General features: G+C 38.6%; 21 protein-coding genes and 3 pseudogenes. 12 read left to right on the forward strand and 12 right to left on the reverse strand.

Annotated elements, in window-relative coordinates; all coding sequences use genetic code 11:
* The first annotated feature begins 8 nt into the window (after positions 1-8).
* Positions 9-467 (forward strand): spermine/spermidine acetyltransferase, encoded by a 459-nt coding sequence (bltD, locus tag M0696_RS13355; protein ID WP_222143214.1) that lies wholly within the window; start codon positions 9-11, stop codon positions 465-467.
* 3 nt (positions 468-470) lie between these two features.
* Positions 471-554, forward strand: a pseudogene (locus M0696_RS21155) (ImmA/IrrE family metallo-endopeptidase); the annotation flags it as partial.
* A 177-nt stretch (positions 555-731) separates the two neighbouring features.
* Here the strand turns inward: M0696_RS21155 and M0696_RS13360 are convergent.
* Both M0696_RS13360 and M0696_RS21160 read right to left on the reverse strand, forming a co-directional pair.
* Complete coding sequence (locus tag M0696_RS13360; protein WP_222143215.1) at positions 732-2,036, reverse strand: hemolysin family protein; 1,305 nt, start codon at positions 2,034-2,036, stop codon at positions 732-734.
* 951 nt (positions 2,037-2,987) lie between these two features.
* A complete protein-coding gene (locus M0696_RS21160; RefSeq protein WP_222143216.1) occupies positions 2,988-3,086 on the reverse strand; it encodes a peptidoglycan-binding domain-containing protein in 99 nt (32 codons plus the stop codon).
* A 137-nt stretch (positions 3,087-3,223) separates the two neighbouring features.
* On the opposite strand from M0696_RS21160, the gene M0696_RS13365 reads away from it, so the two are divergent.
* Entirely contained in the window at positions 3,224-3,301 is a 78-nt protein-coding gene (locus M0696_RS13365) for a YjcZ family sporulation protein (RefSeq protein WP_222143418.1), read from the forward strand.
* Positions 3,302-4,006: 705 nt separating this feature from the next.
* Here the strand turns inward: M0696_RS13365 and M0696_RS13370 are convergent.
* From M0696_RS13370 to M0696_RS13380, 3 genes are all read right to left on the reverse strand, one after another.
* Positions 4,007-4,576 (reverse strand): flavin reductase family protein, encoded by a 570-nt coding sequence (locus tag M0696_RS13370; protein ID WP_014114549.1) that lies wholly within the window; start codon positions 4,574-4,576, stop codon positions 4,007-4,009.
* A 26-nt stretch (positions 4,577-4,602) separates the two neighbouring features.
* Entirely contained in the window at positions 4,603-4,770 is a 168-nt protein-coding gene (locus M0696_RS13375; protein WP_087986838.1) for an arginase, read from the reverse strand.
* Positions 4,771-4,851: 81 nt separating this feature from the next.
* The gene (locus M0696_RS13380; protein WP_072566596.1) at positions 4,852-5,697 is read right to left on the reverse strand and encodes a MerR family transcriptional regulator; all 846 of its coding nucleotides are present in this window, start codon (positions 5,695-5,697) and stop codon (positions 4,852-4,854) included.
* 122 nt (positions 5,698-5,819) lie between these two features.
* On the opposite strand from M0696_RS13380, the gene M0696_RS13385 reads away from it, so the two are divergent.
* Positions 5,820-5,957, forward strand: coding sequence for a hypothetical protein (locus M0696_RS13385; RefSeq protein WP_248602048.1), 138 nt, complete (start codon positions 5,820-5,822; stop codon positions 5,955-5,957).
* A 223-nt stretch (positions 5,958-6,180) separates the two neighbouring features.
* Here the strand turns inward: M0696_RS13385 and M0696_RS13390 are convergent, their stop codons facing one another.
* The 5 genes from M0696_RS13390 to M0696_RS13410 form a co-directional block, all read right to left on the reverse strand.
* Entirely contained in the window at positions 6,181-6,513 is a 333-nt protein-coding gene (locus M0696_RS13390; RefSeq protein ID WP_061186629.1) for an MmcQ/YjbR family DNA-binding protein, read from the reverse strand.
* Positions 6,514-6,941: 428 nt separating this feature from the next.
* The gene (locus M0696_RS13395; RefSeq protein WP_248602049.1) at positions 6,942-8,723 is read right to left on the reverse strand and encodes an acid phosphatase; all 1,782 of its coding nucleotides are present in this window, start codon (positions 8,721-8,723) and stop codon (positions 6,942-6,944) included.
* A 338-nt stretch (positions 8,724-9,061) separates the two neighbouring features.
* Positions 9,062-9,811 (reverse strand): metal-binding protein ZinT, encoded by a 750-nt coding sequence (locus tag M0696_RS13400; protein WP_248602050.1) that lies wholly within the window; start codon positions 9,809-9,811, stop codon positions 9,062-9,064.
* Between the two features lie 307 nt (positions 9,812-10,118).
* A complete protein-coding gene (locus M0696_RS13405) occupies positions 10,119-10,475 on the reverse strand; it encodes an SH3 domain-containing protein (protein WP_248602051.1) in 357 nt (118 codons plus the stop codon).
* A gap of 50 nt (positions 10,476-10,525) precedes the next feature.
* Positions 10,526-10,885 carry an SH3 domain-containing protein gene (locus M0696_RS13410; RefSeq protein WP_014114562.1) on the reverse strand — a complete coding sequence of 120 codons (360 nt, stop codon included), beginning with the start codon at positions 10,883-10,885 and terminating at the stop codon, positions 10,526-10,528.
* A 402-nt stretch (positions 10,886-11,287) separates the two neighbouring features.
* On the opposite strand from M0696_RS13410, the gene M0696_RS13415 reads away from it, so the two are divergent.
* The 6 genes and pseudogenes from M0696_RS13415 to M0696_RS13440 all read left to right on the forward strand — a co-directional run.
* Positions 11,288-11,533, forward strand: a complete 246-nt coding sequence (locus tag M0696_RS13415; RefSeq protein ID WP_166850373.1) for a spore gernimation protein GerQ — start codon at positions 11,288-11,290, stop codon at positions 11,531-11,533.
* A 17-nt stretch (positions 11,534-11,550) separates the two neighbouring features.
* Complete coding sequence (locus M0696_RS13420) at positions 11,551-11,919, forward strand: spore coat protein (RefSeq protein ID WP_248602052.1); 369 nt, start codon at positions 11,551-11,553, stop codon at positions 11,917-11,919.
* Positions 11,920-11,937: 18 nt separating this feature from the next.
* Positions 11,938-13,074, forward strand: coding sequence for a zinc-dependent alcohol dehydrogenase (locus M0696_RS13425; RefSeq protein ID WP_061186638.1), 1,137 nt, complete (start codon positions 11,938-11,940; stop codon positions 13,072-13,074).
* A 19-nt stretch (positions 13,075-13,093) separates the two neighbouring features.
* Positions 13,094-13,291: a hypothetical protein gene (locus tag M0696_RS13430; RefSeq protein WP_003226012.1), complete on the forward strand. Its 198-nt coding sequence runs from the start codon at positions 13,094-13,096 to the stop codon at positions 13,289-13,291.
* A gap of 15 nt (positions 13,292-13,306) precedes the next feature.
* The gene (locus tag M0696_RS13435) at positions 13,307-13,606 is read left to right on the forward strand and encodes a spore coat protein (RefSeq protein ID WP_003226009.1); all 300 of its coding nucleotides are present in this window, start codon (positions 13,307-13,309) and stop codon (positions 13,604-13,606) included.
* A gap of 61 nt (positions 13,607-13,667) precedes the next feature.
* A pseudogene (locus tag M0696_RS13440) lies at positions 13,668-13,883 on the forward strand (helix-turn-helix domain-containing protein); the annotation flags it as partial.
* 186 nt (positions 13,884-14,069) lie between these two features.
* Here M0696_RS13440 and M0696_RS13445 read toward each other — a convergent pair.
* Both M0696_RS13445 and adhR read right to left on the reverse strand, forming a co-directional pair.
* Positions 14,070-14,477 carry a MerR family transcriptional regulator gene (locus M0696_RS13445; protein WP_396021421.1) on the reverse strand — a complete coding sequence of 136 codons (408 nt, stop codon included), beginning with the start codon at positions 14,475-14,477 and terminating at the stop codon, positions 14,070-14,072.
* Positions 14,478-14,577: 100 nt separating this feature from the next.
* Entirely contained in the window at positions 14,578-14,982 is a 405-nt protein-coding gene (gene adhR, locus M0696_RS13450) for an aldehyde stress transcriptional regulator AdhR (RefSeq protein WP_222143227.1), read from the reverse strand.
* A gap of 187 nt (positions 14,983-15,169) precedes the next feature.
* Between adhR and M0696_RS13455 the strand changes: the two are divergent.
* Together M0696_RS13455 and M0696_RS13460 are read left to right on the forward strand one after the other, a co-directional pair.
* Positions 15,170-15,460, forward strand: a pseudogene (locus M0696_RS13455) (carboxymuconolactone decarboxylase family protein); the annotation flags it as partial.
* A gap of 48 nt (positions 15,461-15,508) precedes the next feature.
* A complete protein-coding gene (locus tag M0696_RS13460) occupies positions 15,509-15,904 on the forward strand; it encodes a cupin domain-containing protein (protein ID WP_248602776.1) in 396 nt (131 codons plus the stop codon).
* Positions 15,905-15,986 lie beyond the last annotated feature (82 nt).

A 15,986-nucleotide genomic window follows, 5' to 3' on the forward strand; every position in this document is an offset into this window, starting at 1 on the left:
TATGTAGAATGAGTATAAAAATAAAAGCAGTAACTGATGATAATCGTGCTGCAATTCTTGCTCTTCATGTCAGCGAGAATCAAACATCATATATTGAATCAGCGAGAGTATGTTTAGAGGATGCAAAAGAATGTCATTATTATAAACCTGTCGGACTTTACTATGAAGGAGATCTAGTCGGTTTTGCAATGTATGGATTGTTTCCTGAGTATGATGAAGATAATAAAAATGGAAGAGTCTGGCTTGATCGATTCTTTATTGACGCACACTATCAAGGAAAAGGATTAGGAAAGAAAATGCTTAAAACTCTCATTCAGCACCTTGCTGAGCTATATGAAAGTAAGAGGATCTATTTAAGTATATTTGAAAATAATAGTCATGCTCTTCGCCTTTATCAAAGGTTTGGTTTTCAATTTAATGGTGAACTCGATTTTAATGGCGAAAAAGTAATGGTAAAAGAGCTATAGGTTCTGTTTCCAAGCCTCCCTTCATTTGCTAAGAAACGTTTGAACCTTTATTACCGGAAGCTGACTCATCATTTATTTATTCAATAGTCTCTCAATGATGATTAAAATGCATTACCCCTTGGGTAAAGCTATGTTATAGCTGTTTGTACGAATGAGGGGATTTTCATAAGTATAAAAGCAGAAAAAAAGCCTGGATGAAAAATCCAATTCATCTCAGGCTTTATGATCTCATAAGAAAAAAATTCACTTCATTTTATATAGATGTTATTCTTTTTTTCGGACAACTTCTAAATAGTTAATATGTCGCCCAACTATTTTGTGCACTTTGAAAATATAACCTTCAGCTTCTAAAACAGATCCAACTGCAGCGTCTATATTTTGAGTCATAAACCAGCCGCCTATCGTATCCACTTCGTCACTCACTAACGTCGTTCCCAATAAATCATTTACAACCTCAATGAGCACTTTCGAATCTAAGATATAATGATTGTCTTTTACTTTTCTAATATCAGGTACTTCATCTTCATCAAATTCATCTCTGATTTCTCCAACAATTTCTTCAAGAATATCTTCAACAGTGACTAAACCTGAAGTACCACCATATTCATCAACAAGAATAGCAATATGGGTACGCTCTTTTTGCATTTTTACCAATAAATCATGAATTGGAACGGATTCAATGACATGTATAACAGGGTTGATATGATTTTCTAACTTGAAATTCTCTTTTATTTTCTGATCTGTGTCAATATAGGCTGACAAGAACTCTTTAGCATTGATAAAACCTATAATTGTATCTTTATCTCCATTTAGAACAGGGTACCTTGTATAGCTCTCTGTCTTAATGGTTTTAACAATAGTTTCATAAGAATCGTCGATTGAAATCGCTACTATCTCTCTTCTTGGAATCATAATTTCTTTAGCAATTCTTTCATCAAATTCAAAAATATTATTTACATATTTCAACTCATTTTTATTAATTTCACCGCTCTTATAGCTTTCAGACAATAAGATGCGCAGTTCTTCTTCAGAATGGGCAAGCTCATGTTCTGATGCAGGTTTCAAACCGAAGAGTCCGACTATAAACCGGGCTGAACCATTTAAAAACCATATAAAAGGGAACAAGATGCGGTAAAACCAAATAATTGGCTTTGCAGTCAAAAGAGTGATGGTTTCAGCTTTTTGGATAGCGAGTGTTTTAGGAGCAAGCTCACCAACTACAACATGCAAAAAAGTCGCCATAACAAAAGCAATCACTAAGATCAATACATGTGAAACTGCTTCACTTACATGAAAATGAGCAAATAAGGGGTGCAAAATCACTTCAAAAGTCGATTCTCCAACCCAACCAATTCCTAACGCTGTAACCGTGATCCCTAATTGACAGGCTGATAAATATTCGTCCAAATGAGTAATGACCTTTTTGGCTGATACAGCACCTTTTTTTCCCTCTAATATGAGTTGATCAATTTTTGATGATCTAATCTTCACTATTGCAAATTCAGTCGCAACAAAAAATGCTGTTAAGACAATTAAAATAGTAAAGATGATAAGATTAATGGTTGTCAATGATTTGCCTTACCAAGTAAGGCATACACCTCCCATATAAAGATCCTCTTTATATTATTAATAATTTTTAACGTTCATTAATCAAGCTGTTTTTTCTGAATAAACAAAAAATATTTATATAATAACATTATAAGTTCAAACGAACCTCAATATCAACCCTTGAATGATTTTAAATAATCTTTTATCCTGTGGAAAGTGGTTCCCATGAAGAGAAGAGAAGCACTCGAAAAACCAACGCCAAAATTGTAACTATTGAATATAGCCACTTGTCTTCATTTCATTCCCCTTTTTCACAAAGGTATAACTTATAGTTAAACCTCTTATAAGATTCTTGGCTATATAATTTTCAAAGATAGATTTTCCACATGAAGATATGCAAGTTCAAAGTGTTGTGAGCCAAGATTATATGGAAAGGTGATGTGATGAGCTTCAATGGTGGATTTAGAAATGTTGACGAATTCATTTTTGTATCCCGTCTGGGAACAATGGCAGGTTCAATGGAGGCAACAAGGTAGAAGCGATGTTTCTCTTACTCCAAATGTGATTAATACCCCAACCAATCAACGGATTAGACATGTCCCTCCTACTCATTTTGTGAATGTGAACAAAAATATTACGAGAGCAGAAAATTACCAGCGACACAATCTGTAAAGAATGAAAACATCGTTGAGGAAAATGATTGTGAAAGCGACTTGAGAAAACCATGTTTAAACCAGTTAAAAGATGTAACAAATAATAATTCAAAACGTTGTTTTTCGGTTTTTCGATTTTTCGACATCCTTAGGGATGATTTTTACCTGAAATCCAAAGTTATCTTTTATTCATGTATACAGAAAAGCGGGGTACCCTGCTTCCAACATGTATTTGATGCCAGTCACGGTGCAAGCCCTCAAAAAAGAGCAGGCCTCCCCTCATAGAGAAACAGGGCGCTTTTTTATTTACAATTATCGTTCAAGTTTTGCTTTCGTTTGTTTTCGGTCCGTAAATGCCGTCAGAATTGAGCCTGTGCAAACTCTGAAACAGTTTAACTGCATCAACATTGGTTCTCATCTTTAGTATATATTGAGTTTTTTTAGTATTATTCTACTTAGGCTAAAACATATTTTAAAATCAATTAAACTATCATCACTATCGAATGAGCTCGATCAGCATATCATGTACTATCCTCTTTTAAGGAAGGTGATGTTATGCGGTCATTTCCATTAATAGTGGTGCTATTCATCCTGTTAATCATCGTTGGGACCTCTTTCATCGGTGGCTATTAAGAACTCACCTTCCCCCATATCCAACAGACGCCATAAGAAATCTTTATGGCGTTTGTTTTGTTATGTGATTAACTCACCATATGCTGACAAAGTTTCTTAACCAGTGAGTGAAAAATTAGACCATTTTTCACAAAACTTCATCTATTTTCCTGCCCATGAGCTTTTTTAAATTATCCTCAGTGTTTACCTTAATACAATTCACTATTGATTTAGAAGCCATTTTATACGCTCAGCTTGTTTTTCCTAATTCAGAATATATGCCTCCTTCAAAGCTAAGGGTTGCTCCTGCTAGAAATGCTAATAAAAGAGAAATAACGCATTACATGATCCTCCTTTTTCTCAAAATATTGATAAGAACTATGCAAATATAAGTCCTACCGTAACTATAGTGTCAAGTACCCTTCATTTTGTGAGGAAGTGTTCTTTCCTTTATGAACTATAGTTGATAGGAAGAAAAAGTTGGAATATATATTTCCACGGTAAGATGAATTGAGTCTTAGAATATAAAAGACCGCAAAGCTATCTTAAATAAGCTTTGCGGTCTTTGGGTCTCTTTTTTGCTTAATATCAGTCAATGGTTCCAGCGGAATCCACTGCACATACATCCACTGATTTTTTATTTTGATAAAGGTTTCCTCTACTCTATCGTGTGAGATGAACTCAAGGTATGCCACGTAACCATGAAGGTGGAGGAACCTGCATGTTTCAATCAGTTTTGGGGTAAAAGGCGTGTTGACGTTCCTCTGCTTTACTATTTAATATTCGGTAGCTAGACTTTCCAATATGAAGCGGAATATCCAATTTTTCTAAATTTGGCATTCCATTTTTTAAGAAAAGCTCTTTATCTTGATATCTCTGTAAAACTTCTCCCACAATCCACTCTTGATCGCCCAAAGTGGAAATACTGTGTACTTTACACTCATAAGCAAAATACGCATCAGTTAAAATCGGTATCTCAGCTTTTAGCCCTTCTTCGTATTGAATATTAAATTCTTCAAACTTATTGATATCTCTACCACTATGGGTGCCTAATGCTTGGATTAATTCCGAATATCTTCCTGGAAGAAAATTCACACCGAAAACACCACTTTTCTCAATCATTTTGTAAGTATATGTCTCTTTGTTTACTGATATCCCATACATCCCAGGAGAAGATCCGATATACGTATGCCAACCGGAAGCCATTGCGTTTTTTTCACCTTCATATTGAGCCGTAACGACAGCTACCATTCCAGGGTAGGCGTACCAAATAGGTTCATCTATCGGTGCTCTCATCTTTCATCGCTCCTTTTGTTTAAGATTCATTTTTTATTAGAACTTGAGAGGCTCGCATCTAAATCGTCAGGTGCTTCTTCAAATGGACCATTCGTTTTAGATGCAGGCCAGTTTAATAAATGGGCTCCCGGCAGATTGGTTCCGACTTGCCATTGCGGCATGAGTAACCGAAGCGTCTTATCTTCGTTTGTCATCTTATACATCCTTCCTTTCAAATATTCATAAGAAGATGCACAAATCATAAACCCTATAGCAACTATAGGGTCAAGGGTTAGTTATTTTTTTAGCACTCTTAATTCTGTGAGGAAGTTTTCTTCTCTTAATGAGTTAAAGTCGATTGGAAGAGAAACTTGATATACGTTTCCATCTGTTTGGATGCCATGAGACTCAATATATTGATAAAGTTTTTGATAATATTCATCATAATTTTTTGCAGACCAATCAAATGCGATACATACATATTCACCTGACGGGATCGTGTCTAACCTTATGTTTTTTTCTCCTATGTCTATCTTTTTTTCATTGCAAACAGTGGTATAAATACTGTTGCAATAAATGTCACGAGAATCCTTATAGGGCTTGAAATCATAAATGAATCCATAATAGTTATCTACTACATCTCCTATTTTTTCAATAACATCAGCCAGCTTTCTGTAATACAAATCCGATTGATCATGAGGATTAACTTGAGGCGTCTCTACTTTTAATATGGTTTGTTCATCTATATACCGAAAATAAACGAAACCTTCATCTTTTTTCCTGCATATGTCTAATTGTTCATTAAGCTGATTCCTTCTCCTATGAAGTAATTGACGAGCACGTTCGAGTTTTTCCATTTCTTGCACAATAACGCTTTCTTGCTCCTCAAGAAAGTGTTGTATATCTTCAGGGGTACAAGTATATGAGCCGAAACGCTTGATTTCTTCCAGAGGTGTTCTAATATATTTTAGATACTTGATAATATCTAAATAAAAGAACTGTTTCACATGGTAATATCGATAGCCATTCTCCTGATCTGTATAATAAGGCTTGAAAATTCCGATCCTATCATAATAGCGCAATGTTTGAATTGAGATGTTATTGAGACGGGCTGTTTCTCCAATTGTAAAATATTCCTTCATCAATCTCATCCTTTCTTCTAAGTTCTAAGAATTTTTTCTTCCACTATACACGGTTACCTTCAAAATCCTAACTGAACGAACTTGAGATAAAACCTGTTTAAGGAAAACCTGCCGAGGAGGAAATGAGTCTTCGTCCAGGAATGCTAGAAGGAAAGCTGGGTGAAGGAATTATTTCTATGAACACAGCTATTGATGTCATTACTGAAGTAAAGAGCTGTGAAGACATCGTTAAGGAATTAATGGCTGACTTTATGAAGTAATATATTTAAGATTGATAGGCATAGATTATGCATATGGGTCATTCCTTCAGACGTTAAATATAATTGAACTTTTAAAAAAAGCTTAATCCTTAAAAAGATTAAGCTTTTTCCCTTTACTATGTTCAAACCAGTTGCCATCTTACACTTTATAGATTCCATATAATGCGACACAATGCTCTTGTAGCACTTCAAGGTTTTATACCCTCTCCCTCGGGTCTATCGCTTACTTCGTTTTAGTTAACATGTAGCTTTGTTTTATCATATCGTATATGTCTTCATCTGGAACAGTTCCGTCAAGAATGATAGAATTCCAATGGTCTTTATTGAGATGAAATGCTGGAACTACCGAAGTGTATTTGTGTCTCCAGAAATCGAGAAAACCGGGTTCACACTTCACATTGATCCAAATATGATCATTTTTTTCAAATATCCACGCAAACACTTTTCTGTTTTTAGCGTGTCGCATTAATGTCCAATTCTTATCACGAAATGGATAATCTTCATATGCATCTTTAAAACTCAAACAATAATCAATTGCTTCCTCTCTATTTTTCATTGGTTGTCTCTCCTTCAACAGTTAACTGCCTAAGTTTTTTCTCAACTTTATTTAACCAAAAATGAATAAGTGAATAAAACAACCTTATTGGTCAATTTGCAAGATCAGCACTATCTAAATCATACCTCTATACTCTTTCCCGCGCATAAAAAAATTTTCCAACGCTAAATTGTTAGTTGCTTTTTTCAACGTTTTTGCTATGTTCCTACTCAAAGGGAGCATTGAACAAATAGAAGCTCTCGTTGGTTCTACTGACTATGTATTTTTCCCGGCGGTCCGTCAGCCTGTTCACCGTCATCAATCATCACGAGCTCCGATAAACATAAAACAAGCTGGCGGCAATAAGCACCAGCTTGAAAACTATTCTTATTGAATAAACTCCCCCAAGTAATGACCATTGCTCATTTTTTAAGTTGCTGGGATACAAACTAATTTGCCCTGACTTTTAATTGGATACTGTTGGACTTATAGACGATCTTCACTTTGTACTTGCTTGGTAAACCTACAGTCTCAATTGATGAAAATGATCCATGACGTTTATGATAGGTGATGATCGTGGATCCGTCTGCCGGTACATAATTGTTCGAAAAATGGAGTCGTAATGTTCCTTTCATTTTTGCCTTGCCCTTAATGTGAAGCAGGTCATTTTTCCCGCTGAGATTCAGCTCAAGTATACCCTTGGCAGATTGTTTATAGTCTCCTCCGATGATCAGTTTTCCTGACACATCTTCCTTCAGGGTGCCTCCGTTGTTTGAAACATCACCTCTTCCAAATGCTGTCTTCGAGTCGCCCTCAAGTGTCCCCTGATCAATCCGCGTACCGCCGGAATATGTATTGTTCCCCTCCAGCTTTAACGTGCCTGTCCCCTTTTTGGTCAGCTTTCCGGAGCCGGAGATATCGTTGCGCCAGCGATCCAATGCATGGAAGCCGCCTTTTGAAGAATCCATATTCACGGTAACGTTTTTGGCAAAAGCGCCATATCCATCGGCAGCCGAAAAGAGATTAAGCCGTCCCCATCCTTCAGCGTCATCAAGAACAGGATAGCCGGCAGGAAGACCGGTCGTAGCTAAAATCCAGCGGCGCTGCGTTTTATCAAGGTAAGGAAAACGGGTTTCCAGCAGGACTTCAGCTCCCTTAGGAACCACCATTGGTTTAGCAGTTGGATTGATTTGCCCAAATCCGTATGTCAATCGTTGAAAATGTTGTTTTTTATTCATGTCATAATCGCTGAATCGATCTTCCGCTGTACCAGTTTGTGTTAACAACTTACTGTGAGCTTCATCATAAGCAGCCTTTTTCAAACGATTATTGGCTGGATCAGATAAAATAGCAGCCGCCAAGCCAGTTGCCATGACACGTCCTCCCATTACATCAAGCGGGGAATGCATGCCGGCAACAATGCGGTTATTCCCGAGTTCTGAAGCTCGGGTAAGGAGTTCCTGATAACGCTCCGGTACGGCATAAGCCATAGCAAAAGCGCTGAGATATGCGGCATTCGTATGCCCGCTGGGAAAACCTCCGTCTTTGTCTGGATCAGGATTGATAGCAGGAACAAGGGTCGGAACAAGAATAGAATTGCTTTCCCAGCGAAACGGGCGGGGATAATGAAAGTATCCCTTAGCCGGGTTCGTTGAAGAATAAGGGCCGCGTAACGTATTGACCAAACTCACAACGCTGCCGAGACTGGAACTCGTGCTGCCAGAATTGGTTCCTTCATCATGATATTTTTTGATCGTGGCATCTGCCGGAATACTGTTAATCGTTGTTGTCGCCTCCGCCTTCATTCGATATACATCAGTAAGCGGACCAAGACCGTCAATCACACTGTAGCTCTGATTCCTGCGATCATCAAAATATGCGGCATTTTCCTCACTGAAAGTACGGCGTTCTGCAATGTCTACAACTTTTTGAATGTTGGCATCCAATACGCTGCTGTTCAGTTTGGCTCCGCTATCCCAGGTATTTCCGGGCGTCCAAAGCTTATTAAATTCGGAAAGCACCCCGATTGCAGGATTAGAATTCACTGTAGTATTAGCAGAGCTGTTATTTTTGTAATGATCTACGAAGTATCCTGAAGCAGGGGGCGGCGGCGGAGTTACTGTTTTTGCTTTCGCTGTTGTGCTCGCATAACATACACTCACAGAACTTTGAAATAATATCAGAGAAAATAAAGCCACTACTAAATGCTTCTTCATCCTTAGTAATTTCATTTTTTCATCATACTCTCCCTTACTCTTAATCGATCTCTCCAAAACACTTTTTCCCACCGTCAAGTTATTATTGATCGTATCTTAACTTTGTTAATGAAATAGCGCTGTTTTATTAATGTTTTGTTTATTTTATCTAGGCGCCATTGCTATAGAAGTTGCCCTCGGGCTGAGAGAAAGGAAAGGAAGAAAATTAAAAAGGGCAAAAAAGCTGCTGACGAGGAGTCAGCAGCTAACACAGGCTATCTAAGTATTCAATCTACTTAAAGGCTAGGCGTATTTCCCAAAATGACCGTTTGTGTAAAAGAAATACCATACTTCATGGCCATGTTACTCCTCAATTAATGCGCCATCATCTCATGGGCAATATCGTGGCCGTCCATTTCTGACGGGTAGTAGGTAGGCCAGTTTTTAACTTCATCGAGTAAAGCTTTACGGTCATCACCCCAATACAGATGGTAATGACTAGCTTTAGTCGGATAGATACTATGATCACTAAACTGAATATACTGAGGAAGTCCTTCAGCTTTTTTAGCTAGTTTGAATATGTATCTTACCCCTCTATTTCCCGCATCATATGTTAGAATTTCGTACCCATCATACGTATACTTACCAGAATATTCTTTTCCATTTTTGAAGAACGTTACAGTATCTTGTTTGATTAAGATACGGTCAACATCTGTTTTATACCCTTTTTTATAGTACTCTTTATATTCTTCAGCTGTCTTGTCACCTTCATGTTCTGATTTATATGAAAATACTTCGTCAAGAGTACCATCTTGCAGGTATGGATATACAGATTGCCAGTCTCCCTCCCAATCAGAAAGTGGCCGATCCTTTACTTGACTGTCTTTAAAATAGCCTTCATAAATTTTTTCTGTTTCTTCATCATGTGCATGACTATGATCGTGATCATGATTATGAGATTCTGATGTTTGTTCTACCGTTTTAGAAGAGTCTTCTTCAACTGCTGAGGATGATGCTGTTTTATTAGACTCACCTTTAGATGAACCTGAAGTCTGACATCCTGCCAATACTAGTAATGAACCAATCGCTAATATCCCTAACCTCTTTGCAAATAAAATTTTCATTATAACACTCCTTCTCCTCAAACCGAAATTATTACGATTTGTATTATACATTTATCTTATGCAAAGATCAAAGGGAAAATGAGATGTTTTCATGATTTCATCATCTTACTTTCTGCCCTCTTGACTGTTCATACAAATACAAACACAATTTCCTCGGTCTTTCATTTATGTACTTAAAGTTATCATTAATGAGTGGGCTATCCTAGCGATTGAGGTATTTATAAACAGGAAAAACCACACCAACAAAGTTGGTATGGTTTATTCAGATAGGCCCTAAAGAAGAGACTCTATTGTACGGAGTATACAGCTAGTTGCATCGGTAACCGACCGGGCCGTCTGAGCCTGTGTAGACATATGTGTCAGAAACATATCCAATATTCACGACACCCCGAGAATCTTTCCACTGGATTTGATCCCAAATATTACTCGTTCCATACTTCCCTGTAACAGTCGTTCCATAAGCATAACAATAGTAAGGAACACGCGAGCCGCTTGGAATGGAAAGCATAATAGGATAATTTGTACCTGGACCGCTACGCATATTTACAGGGGCACCGCTGCTTGTTGAGACCGTAAAGTACTGAACGGCAAGTGCTTGACTGGAAAAAATGAACAATGATGCTATCATAACGGTTAACATACTCAGCATTTTCAGTTTTGTCAATGTCATCCCTCTTTCTTCAATTCCTTCATTTTAAAGCGATAGAACATATGCTACCAGCTGCATTTAGGAACAACCGGACCGTCTGAACCCGTGTAGACATATGTATCAGAGACAAACCCATAAACGACCTCTCCGCTGGCAAGCGTCCGCTCTGTGTAATTCCAAATATTACTCGTTCCATACTTTCCAGTTACAGTTGTACCGGTTTTGTAGCAAAAGATCGGGATACGGCTGCCGCTCGGAATAGTCGTTACAATCCCCCAACTTGTACCTGGGCCGCTGCGCATATTTACAGGTGCACCGCTGCTTGTTGAGACCGTATAATACTGAGCGGCAAGTGCATGGCTAGAGAAAATGAGCAATGATGCAATCATCACCGTTAGCGTACTTAGCATTTTTAGCTTATTCACCTTATACTATCCCCCTTATAATACGTCTGCTTTCTTACATCCAGTAAAAGAAATTACCTTTCAGAAAACCACGCCCCTCCCCTTCCATATATTTATCAATGTACCATAAACTAGATCTTTAAAAAGTGGAATTACTCCTATGTTTTCGACAAAAAAAAAACGTGACATTTTGCATCTTCAGAATGTGCAAATATGAGTCCATTTTTAATAAGACAAGGCTTTTATACACTTTTTGTGATTAAGCGGCGCAACAGAAGCTGTTTAGATAAACAATTGTGCTTGATGAGAATAAAGCGACTTGTAATCATTCCGTATATGTTATTTTTAGCGGAGAAACGTTCTTTCTGTATGCTACACCCTAATTTCGGGAAATGTAACGTTGATTAAAGGAGGTTGATCACTATGGATCATAAAACATTAGCTGCTCACGAGGCTGTAGATCTACATGAAATCGTTAACTTTAAAACACTTTGTATAGCGAAATCGAAGTTAATGCAAGGACTTGTATTTGACCAAGATCTTAAGGACTTGATGCAAAAAGATGTACAGCAATCCATTCAAGACCTTACTGATTTACAAGCGGTTTATGAGCGTGCCCCATTTCAGGCCCCTGTCCCTCAAAGCCGCCCAACACCAATCATCAATTGAAAGGAAGGTAAGCCCCTTTGAATCATGATCACCTAGACCCTATTAATTCGCTAAATATGCCTGAACTTGCAGACACTACATTTGCGATGGATTTTCTTATTCGAGTAAAAGAAGGCGTGAGAAATACCGCTGTAACTTTGACTGAAACCGCTTCACCAGATGTAAGAGCCTTGTTGCGGAAACAGCTGATGCAAGGAATCGCGATGCACCAAGAGATTACGGAACTGATGATAAGCAAAAAATGGTTCCACCCGTATGAGCTGAGCGAACAGTATAAGCTGGATCAGCTCTCTGCAAAAAACACGATCATGGTCGGCAACATGAACCTTTTTCCTGATGAAACAAATCGAAAAGGGATGTTTGACCGGACACCTGATGAACACTAGCACTGGAGGTTTTACAGCATGAAGGCAGTAACGTATCAAGGCATTAAAAATGTTGTTGTCAAAGATGTACCAGATCCAAAGATTGAAAAGTCAGATGACATGATTATAAAAGTCACCAGTACAGCCATTTGCGGATCAGATTTACATTTAATCCATGGATTGATTCCCAATCTGCATGAAGACTATGTCATCGGCCATGAACCAATGGGAATCGTTGAAGAAGTTGGGCCAGGGGTTACAAAGGTGAAAAAAGGTGACCGTGTCATTATTCCTTTTACGATCGCCTGCGGTGAATGCTTTTTTTGTAAAAACCAACTGGAAAGCCAATGTGATCAATCTAATGACAATGGAGAAATGGGTGCCTATTTCGGCTATTCAGGTCATACTGGCGGTTATCCAGGCGGGCAGGCTGAATATTTAAGAGTGCCATTTGCGAATTTTACCCATTTTAAAATTCCTGAAACTTGTGAGGAGCCCGATGAGAAATTAAGCGTGATTGCCGATGCCATGACCACCGGCTTTTGGAGTGTTGACAACGCCGGGGTAAAAGACGGTGATACAGTTATCGTTCTCGGTTGCGGACCTGTCGGCCTGTTTGCCCAGAAGTTTTGTTGGCTAAAGGGCGCAAAACGCGTCATAGCAGTTGACTATGTAAACTATCGCTTACAGCATGCCAAACGAACCAACAAAGTCGAAATCGTTAATTTTGAAGACCATGAAAATACAGGGAGTTACTTGAAGGAAATCACCAAAGGCGGAGCAGATGTTGTCATTGACGCTGTTGGGATGGATGGGAAAATGAGCGACCTCGAGTTCCTTGCCAGCGGATTAAAGCTTCATGGCGGAACGATGAGTGCATTGGTCATTGCTTCCCAAGCCGTTCGCAAAGGAGGAACCATACAAATTACAGGAGTGTATGGCGGCAGATATAACGGTTTTCCGTTAGGTGATATCATGCAGCGAAACATCAATATACGCTCTGGACAGGCTCCGGTGATCCACTACATGCCATACATGTTTGAATTAGTGTCGACGGGTAAAATTGATCCTGGAGATGTTGTAAGCCATGTCCTGCCGCTTAGTGAAGCCAAGCATGGTTATGACATTTTTGATTCAAAAATGGATGATTGTATAAAAGTTGTGTTAAAACCTTAAAAAAACGGAGGTGACAGAAATGGAATACGCCTTACATGAAGTGCTAGAAGTCCAAGAAATGACTGCATTTAAGACACTTTGTTTAACAAAATCCAAAACAATGAAGGCGCTGGTATCTGATCCGAAGCTAAAAGAAATCATGCAGCAAGACGTTGACACTACCACACGGCAGCTACAGGAATTTGCCTCTATTTTATCTAATGCAAAGCATGAATGAGGAGATGAATGATTAATGAATCCTATCATTGAATATCTGACTGGCATGAACGTTTTAACAGACCAAATCATTGCCATGGACTTATTGATTGCAGCAAAAAACGGAGTCAGAAATTATGCGATGGCCGCAACGGAAGCTGGTACGCCTGAAGTGAAAGAGATCCTTACCCGGCATTTAGAGGAAGCCCTCGATATGCACGAACAAATCTCAAGCTATATGATGGAAAAGGGCTGGTATCATCCTTGGAACACAGATGAACAAGTGAAGCTGAATTTACAAAATATCGAAACCGCGATTCAGTTGCCAACCCTTTAACCTCTTTTGATTTGCTGAGGAACAGTATTGATTGACCACAACTGTCCCTCAGCTTCTGTTTTTTAAAAGTTGGATCGCCATGAGCCCGATTCAATTCCAAAAACAGCTGAGATTGCAGGAAGCCAGACGCCTGTTATTCATGAAGTCAACAGATGCCGCAGATGCTGCATTCCGGGTCGGCTATGAAAGCCCATCACAATTCAGCCGTGAATAATCCCGCATATTTGGTTTTCCGCCTAAAGAAGATATCAAACGGCTGAGGGGAAAATCTGACTAAATGAACAACGGGGATCTATATTTTTTATAAACTGTACTAACTGTTTTTTTGATAGCAAAAGTAAACGTTCGACTTAACGTCAAATATAAAAGCTGGTTTCCTTCTCATCAATAAACAATAAAATAGGCTGAAGGGAATTTTCATTTTTAAAAATCACCTTCAGCCTTAAAGCGTTTGTTTTTATGACTAATCCTCTTTATTTGGATAAAGGACAAACTCATATTGATCCCCCTTTATCTGGTCCTTATAGAATTCAATCTTACGGTTTAATACTTGCAGATTTTGCTGTAAAGCTTGAATTTCTAATTCTACCATATGCTTACGCTTTTCAAGTAAATGCATCCTATCATGAATCGTTTCATCCCCCATTGCTCGCCATGCTGTATATTGTTTTAGCTCTGTCATCGTCATTCCTGAATCTTTCAAATGGAGTAAAAATCGCACCCAGCCGATATCATGATCCGTAAATTCCCGTATATTATTCTCATTTCGATGGGGAGTCAGGAGCCCTTCCTTTTCATAATACCTGAGGGTACTTGTTGTCACACCGATGATGTTTGCAAATTCTCCAATCGAATAAGGAATCGTAACCACCTCTTTCGGTATCCATTTATTGGCGGAGGAAACAAGTTCGAAACAAAATCCTTATTTTTAACCTGCCCCCTCGGACACAAAGAATGCTATCTTGCTTCATTTATCCGTGAAGACTTTCCGTATTAGGCCTGCTTTTGAGCTTAGCCTCATTTTCGCGCAATTTCCCATCATAATCTTCAATTTTTGTATCCAATCTTTTAATTGTTTCATCAATTTCTTTCCGCTTCTCTATGAGCCGCTGTCTTTCATCAGCCAGGATATTTTTGCGAGCTTCTACCGTACGATCTCCTTCAGTAAATAACGTTGTATATTCAATTAACGCTTCTATCGATAGTCCTGCATTTCGCATGCATTTAATGAATTCAATCCATTTGATATCTTCTTCATCATAATCGCGAATGCCGCTTTGTTTTCGTTTTACCGGCGGGATCAATCCTACACGTTCGTAATATCTGAGTGTTGCAGCTGTTAGGCCAAACTGCTTTGCCACCTGCGCAATATTCATACTCTTCACCTCTCTGTCATTGTCCTGTATGTTTTGAAGGTAACACTTAAAGTTAACTTTAAGTCAAGCGGAAACAAGTTTTAACTGCTGAATCTTTTTTTCAAACATACAGGGCTTGCCTTAAAGCACACTTTAAGCTCTATACTTCTCCATGCAATAAAAACAGTTTAGATGGAGGGATTGCTAAATGGCAAAGAAACAAACTGCTGGACGAGATATACTAGGAGAATTCGCGCCAAAGTTTGCTGAACTTAACGATGATGTTCTGTTCGGTGACATTTGGGCAAGAGAGGAAAAACTGTCTCCGCGGGATCGCAGCATGATTACAGTTTCTGCGTTAATTGCTGGAGGAAACTTCGAACAATTAACTCCGCATCTTCAAAAAGCGAAGGAAAACGGATTAACAAAAGAGGAAATTGCAGAAATCATCACTCACCTCTCGTTTTATGCCGGATGGCCCAAAGCTTGGTCAGCATTTCATATCGCAAAAGGCATCTTTAAAAATGAAAAGAAAGCAGGTCAACATATGACATCTGATCAATTAAGCAATAGCACAATCTTTCCGATAGGTGAAAAAATTGAAGCGAACTTTATTGGGGATGCATATTTACAAATGATATTTACCGATGAGACACCTCTCAATGCTTCAATCGGGAATGTCACCTTTGCTTCGGGAGCCCGCAATTACTGGCATTCTCATAAAATCGGGCAAGTTTTGTTAGTGACAGGCGGTGAAGGCTGGTATCAAGAAGAAGGAAAACCAACTCAATTACTCAAAACCGGAGATGTCATAAATATTCCTCCCTATGTAAAACATTGGCACGGTGCCACGAAAGACAGTTGGTTTGTGCATTTAGCCATTACGCCGGGGGAAACGGATTGGTTAGAGCCTGTTCATGATGACCTATACTATACCTTATAAAATGTTCCCTTTTTATATTCAGCCAAGCTTGTTATCTATCAGATTCAATTTGAAATGAAGTTTTTTTCAAAAAAACCCTTGC

The sequence above is a fragment of the Bacillus rugosus genome, assembly GCF_023238245.1.
Taxonomy (GTDB): domain Bacteria; phylum Bacillota; class Bacilli; order Bacillales; family Bacillaceae; genus Bacillus; species Bacillus rugosus.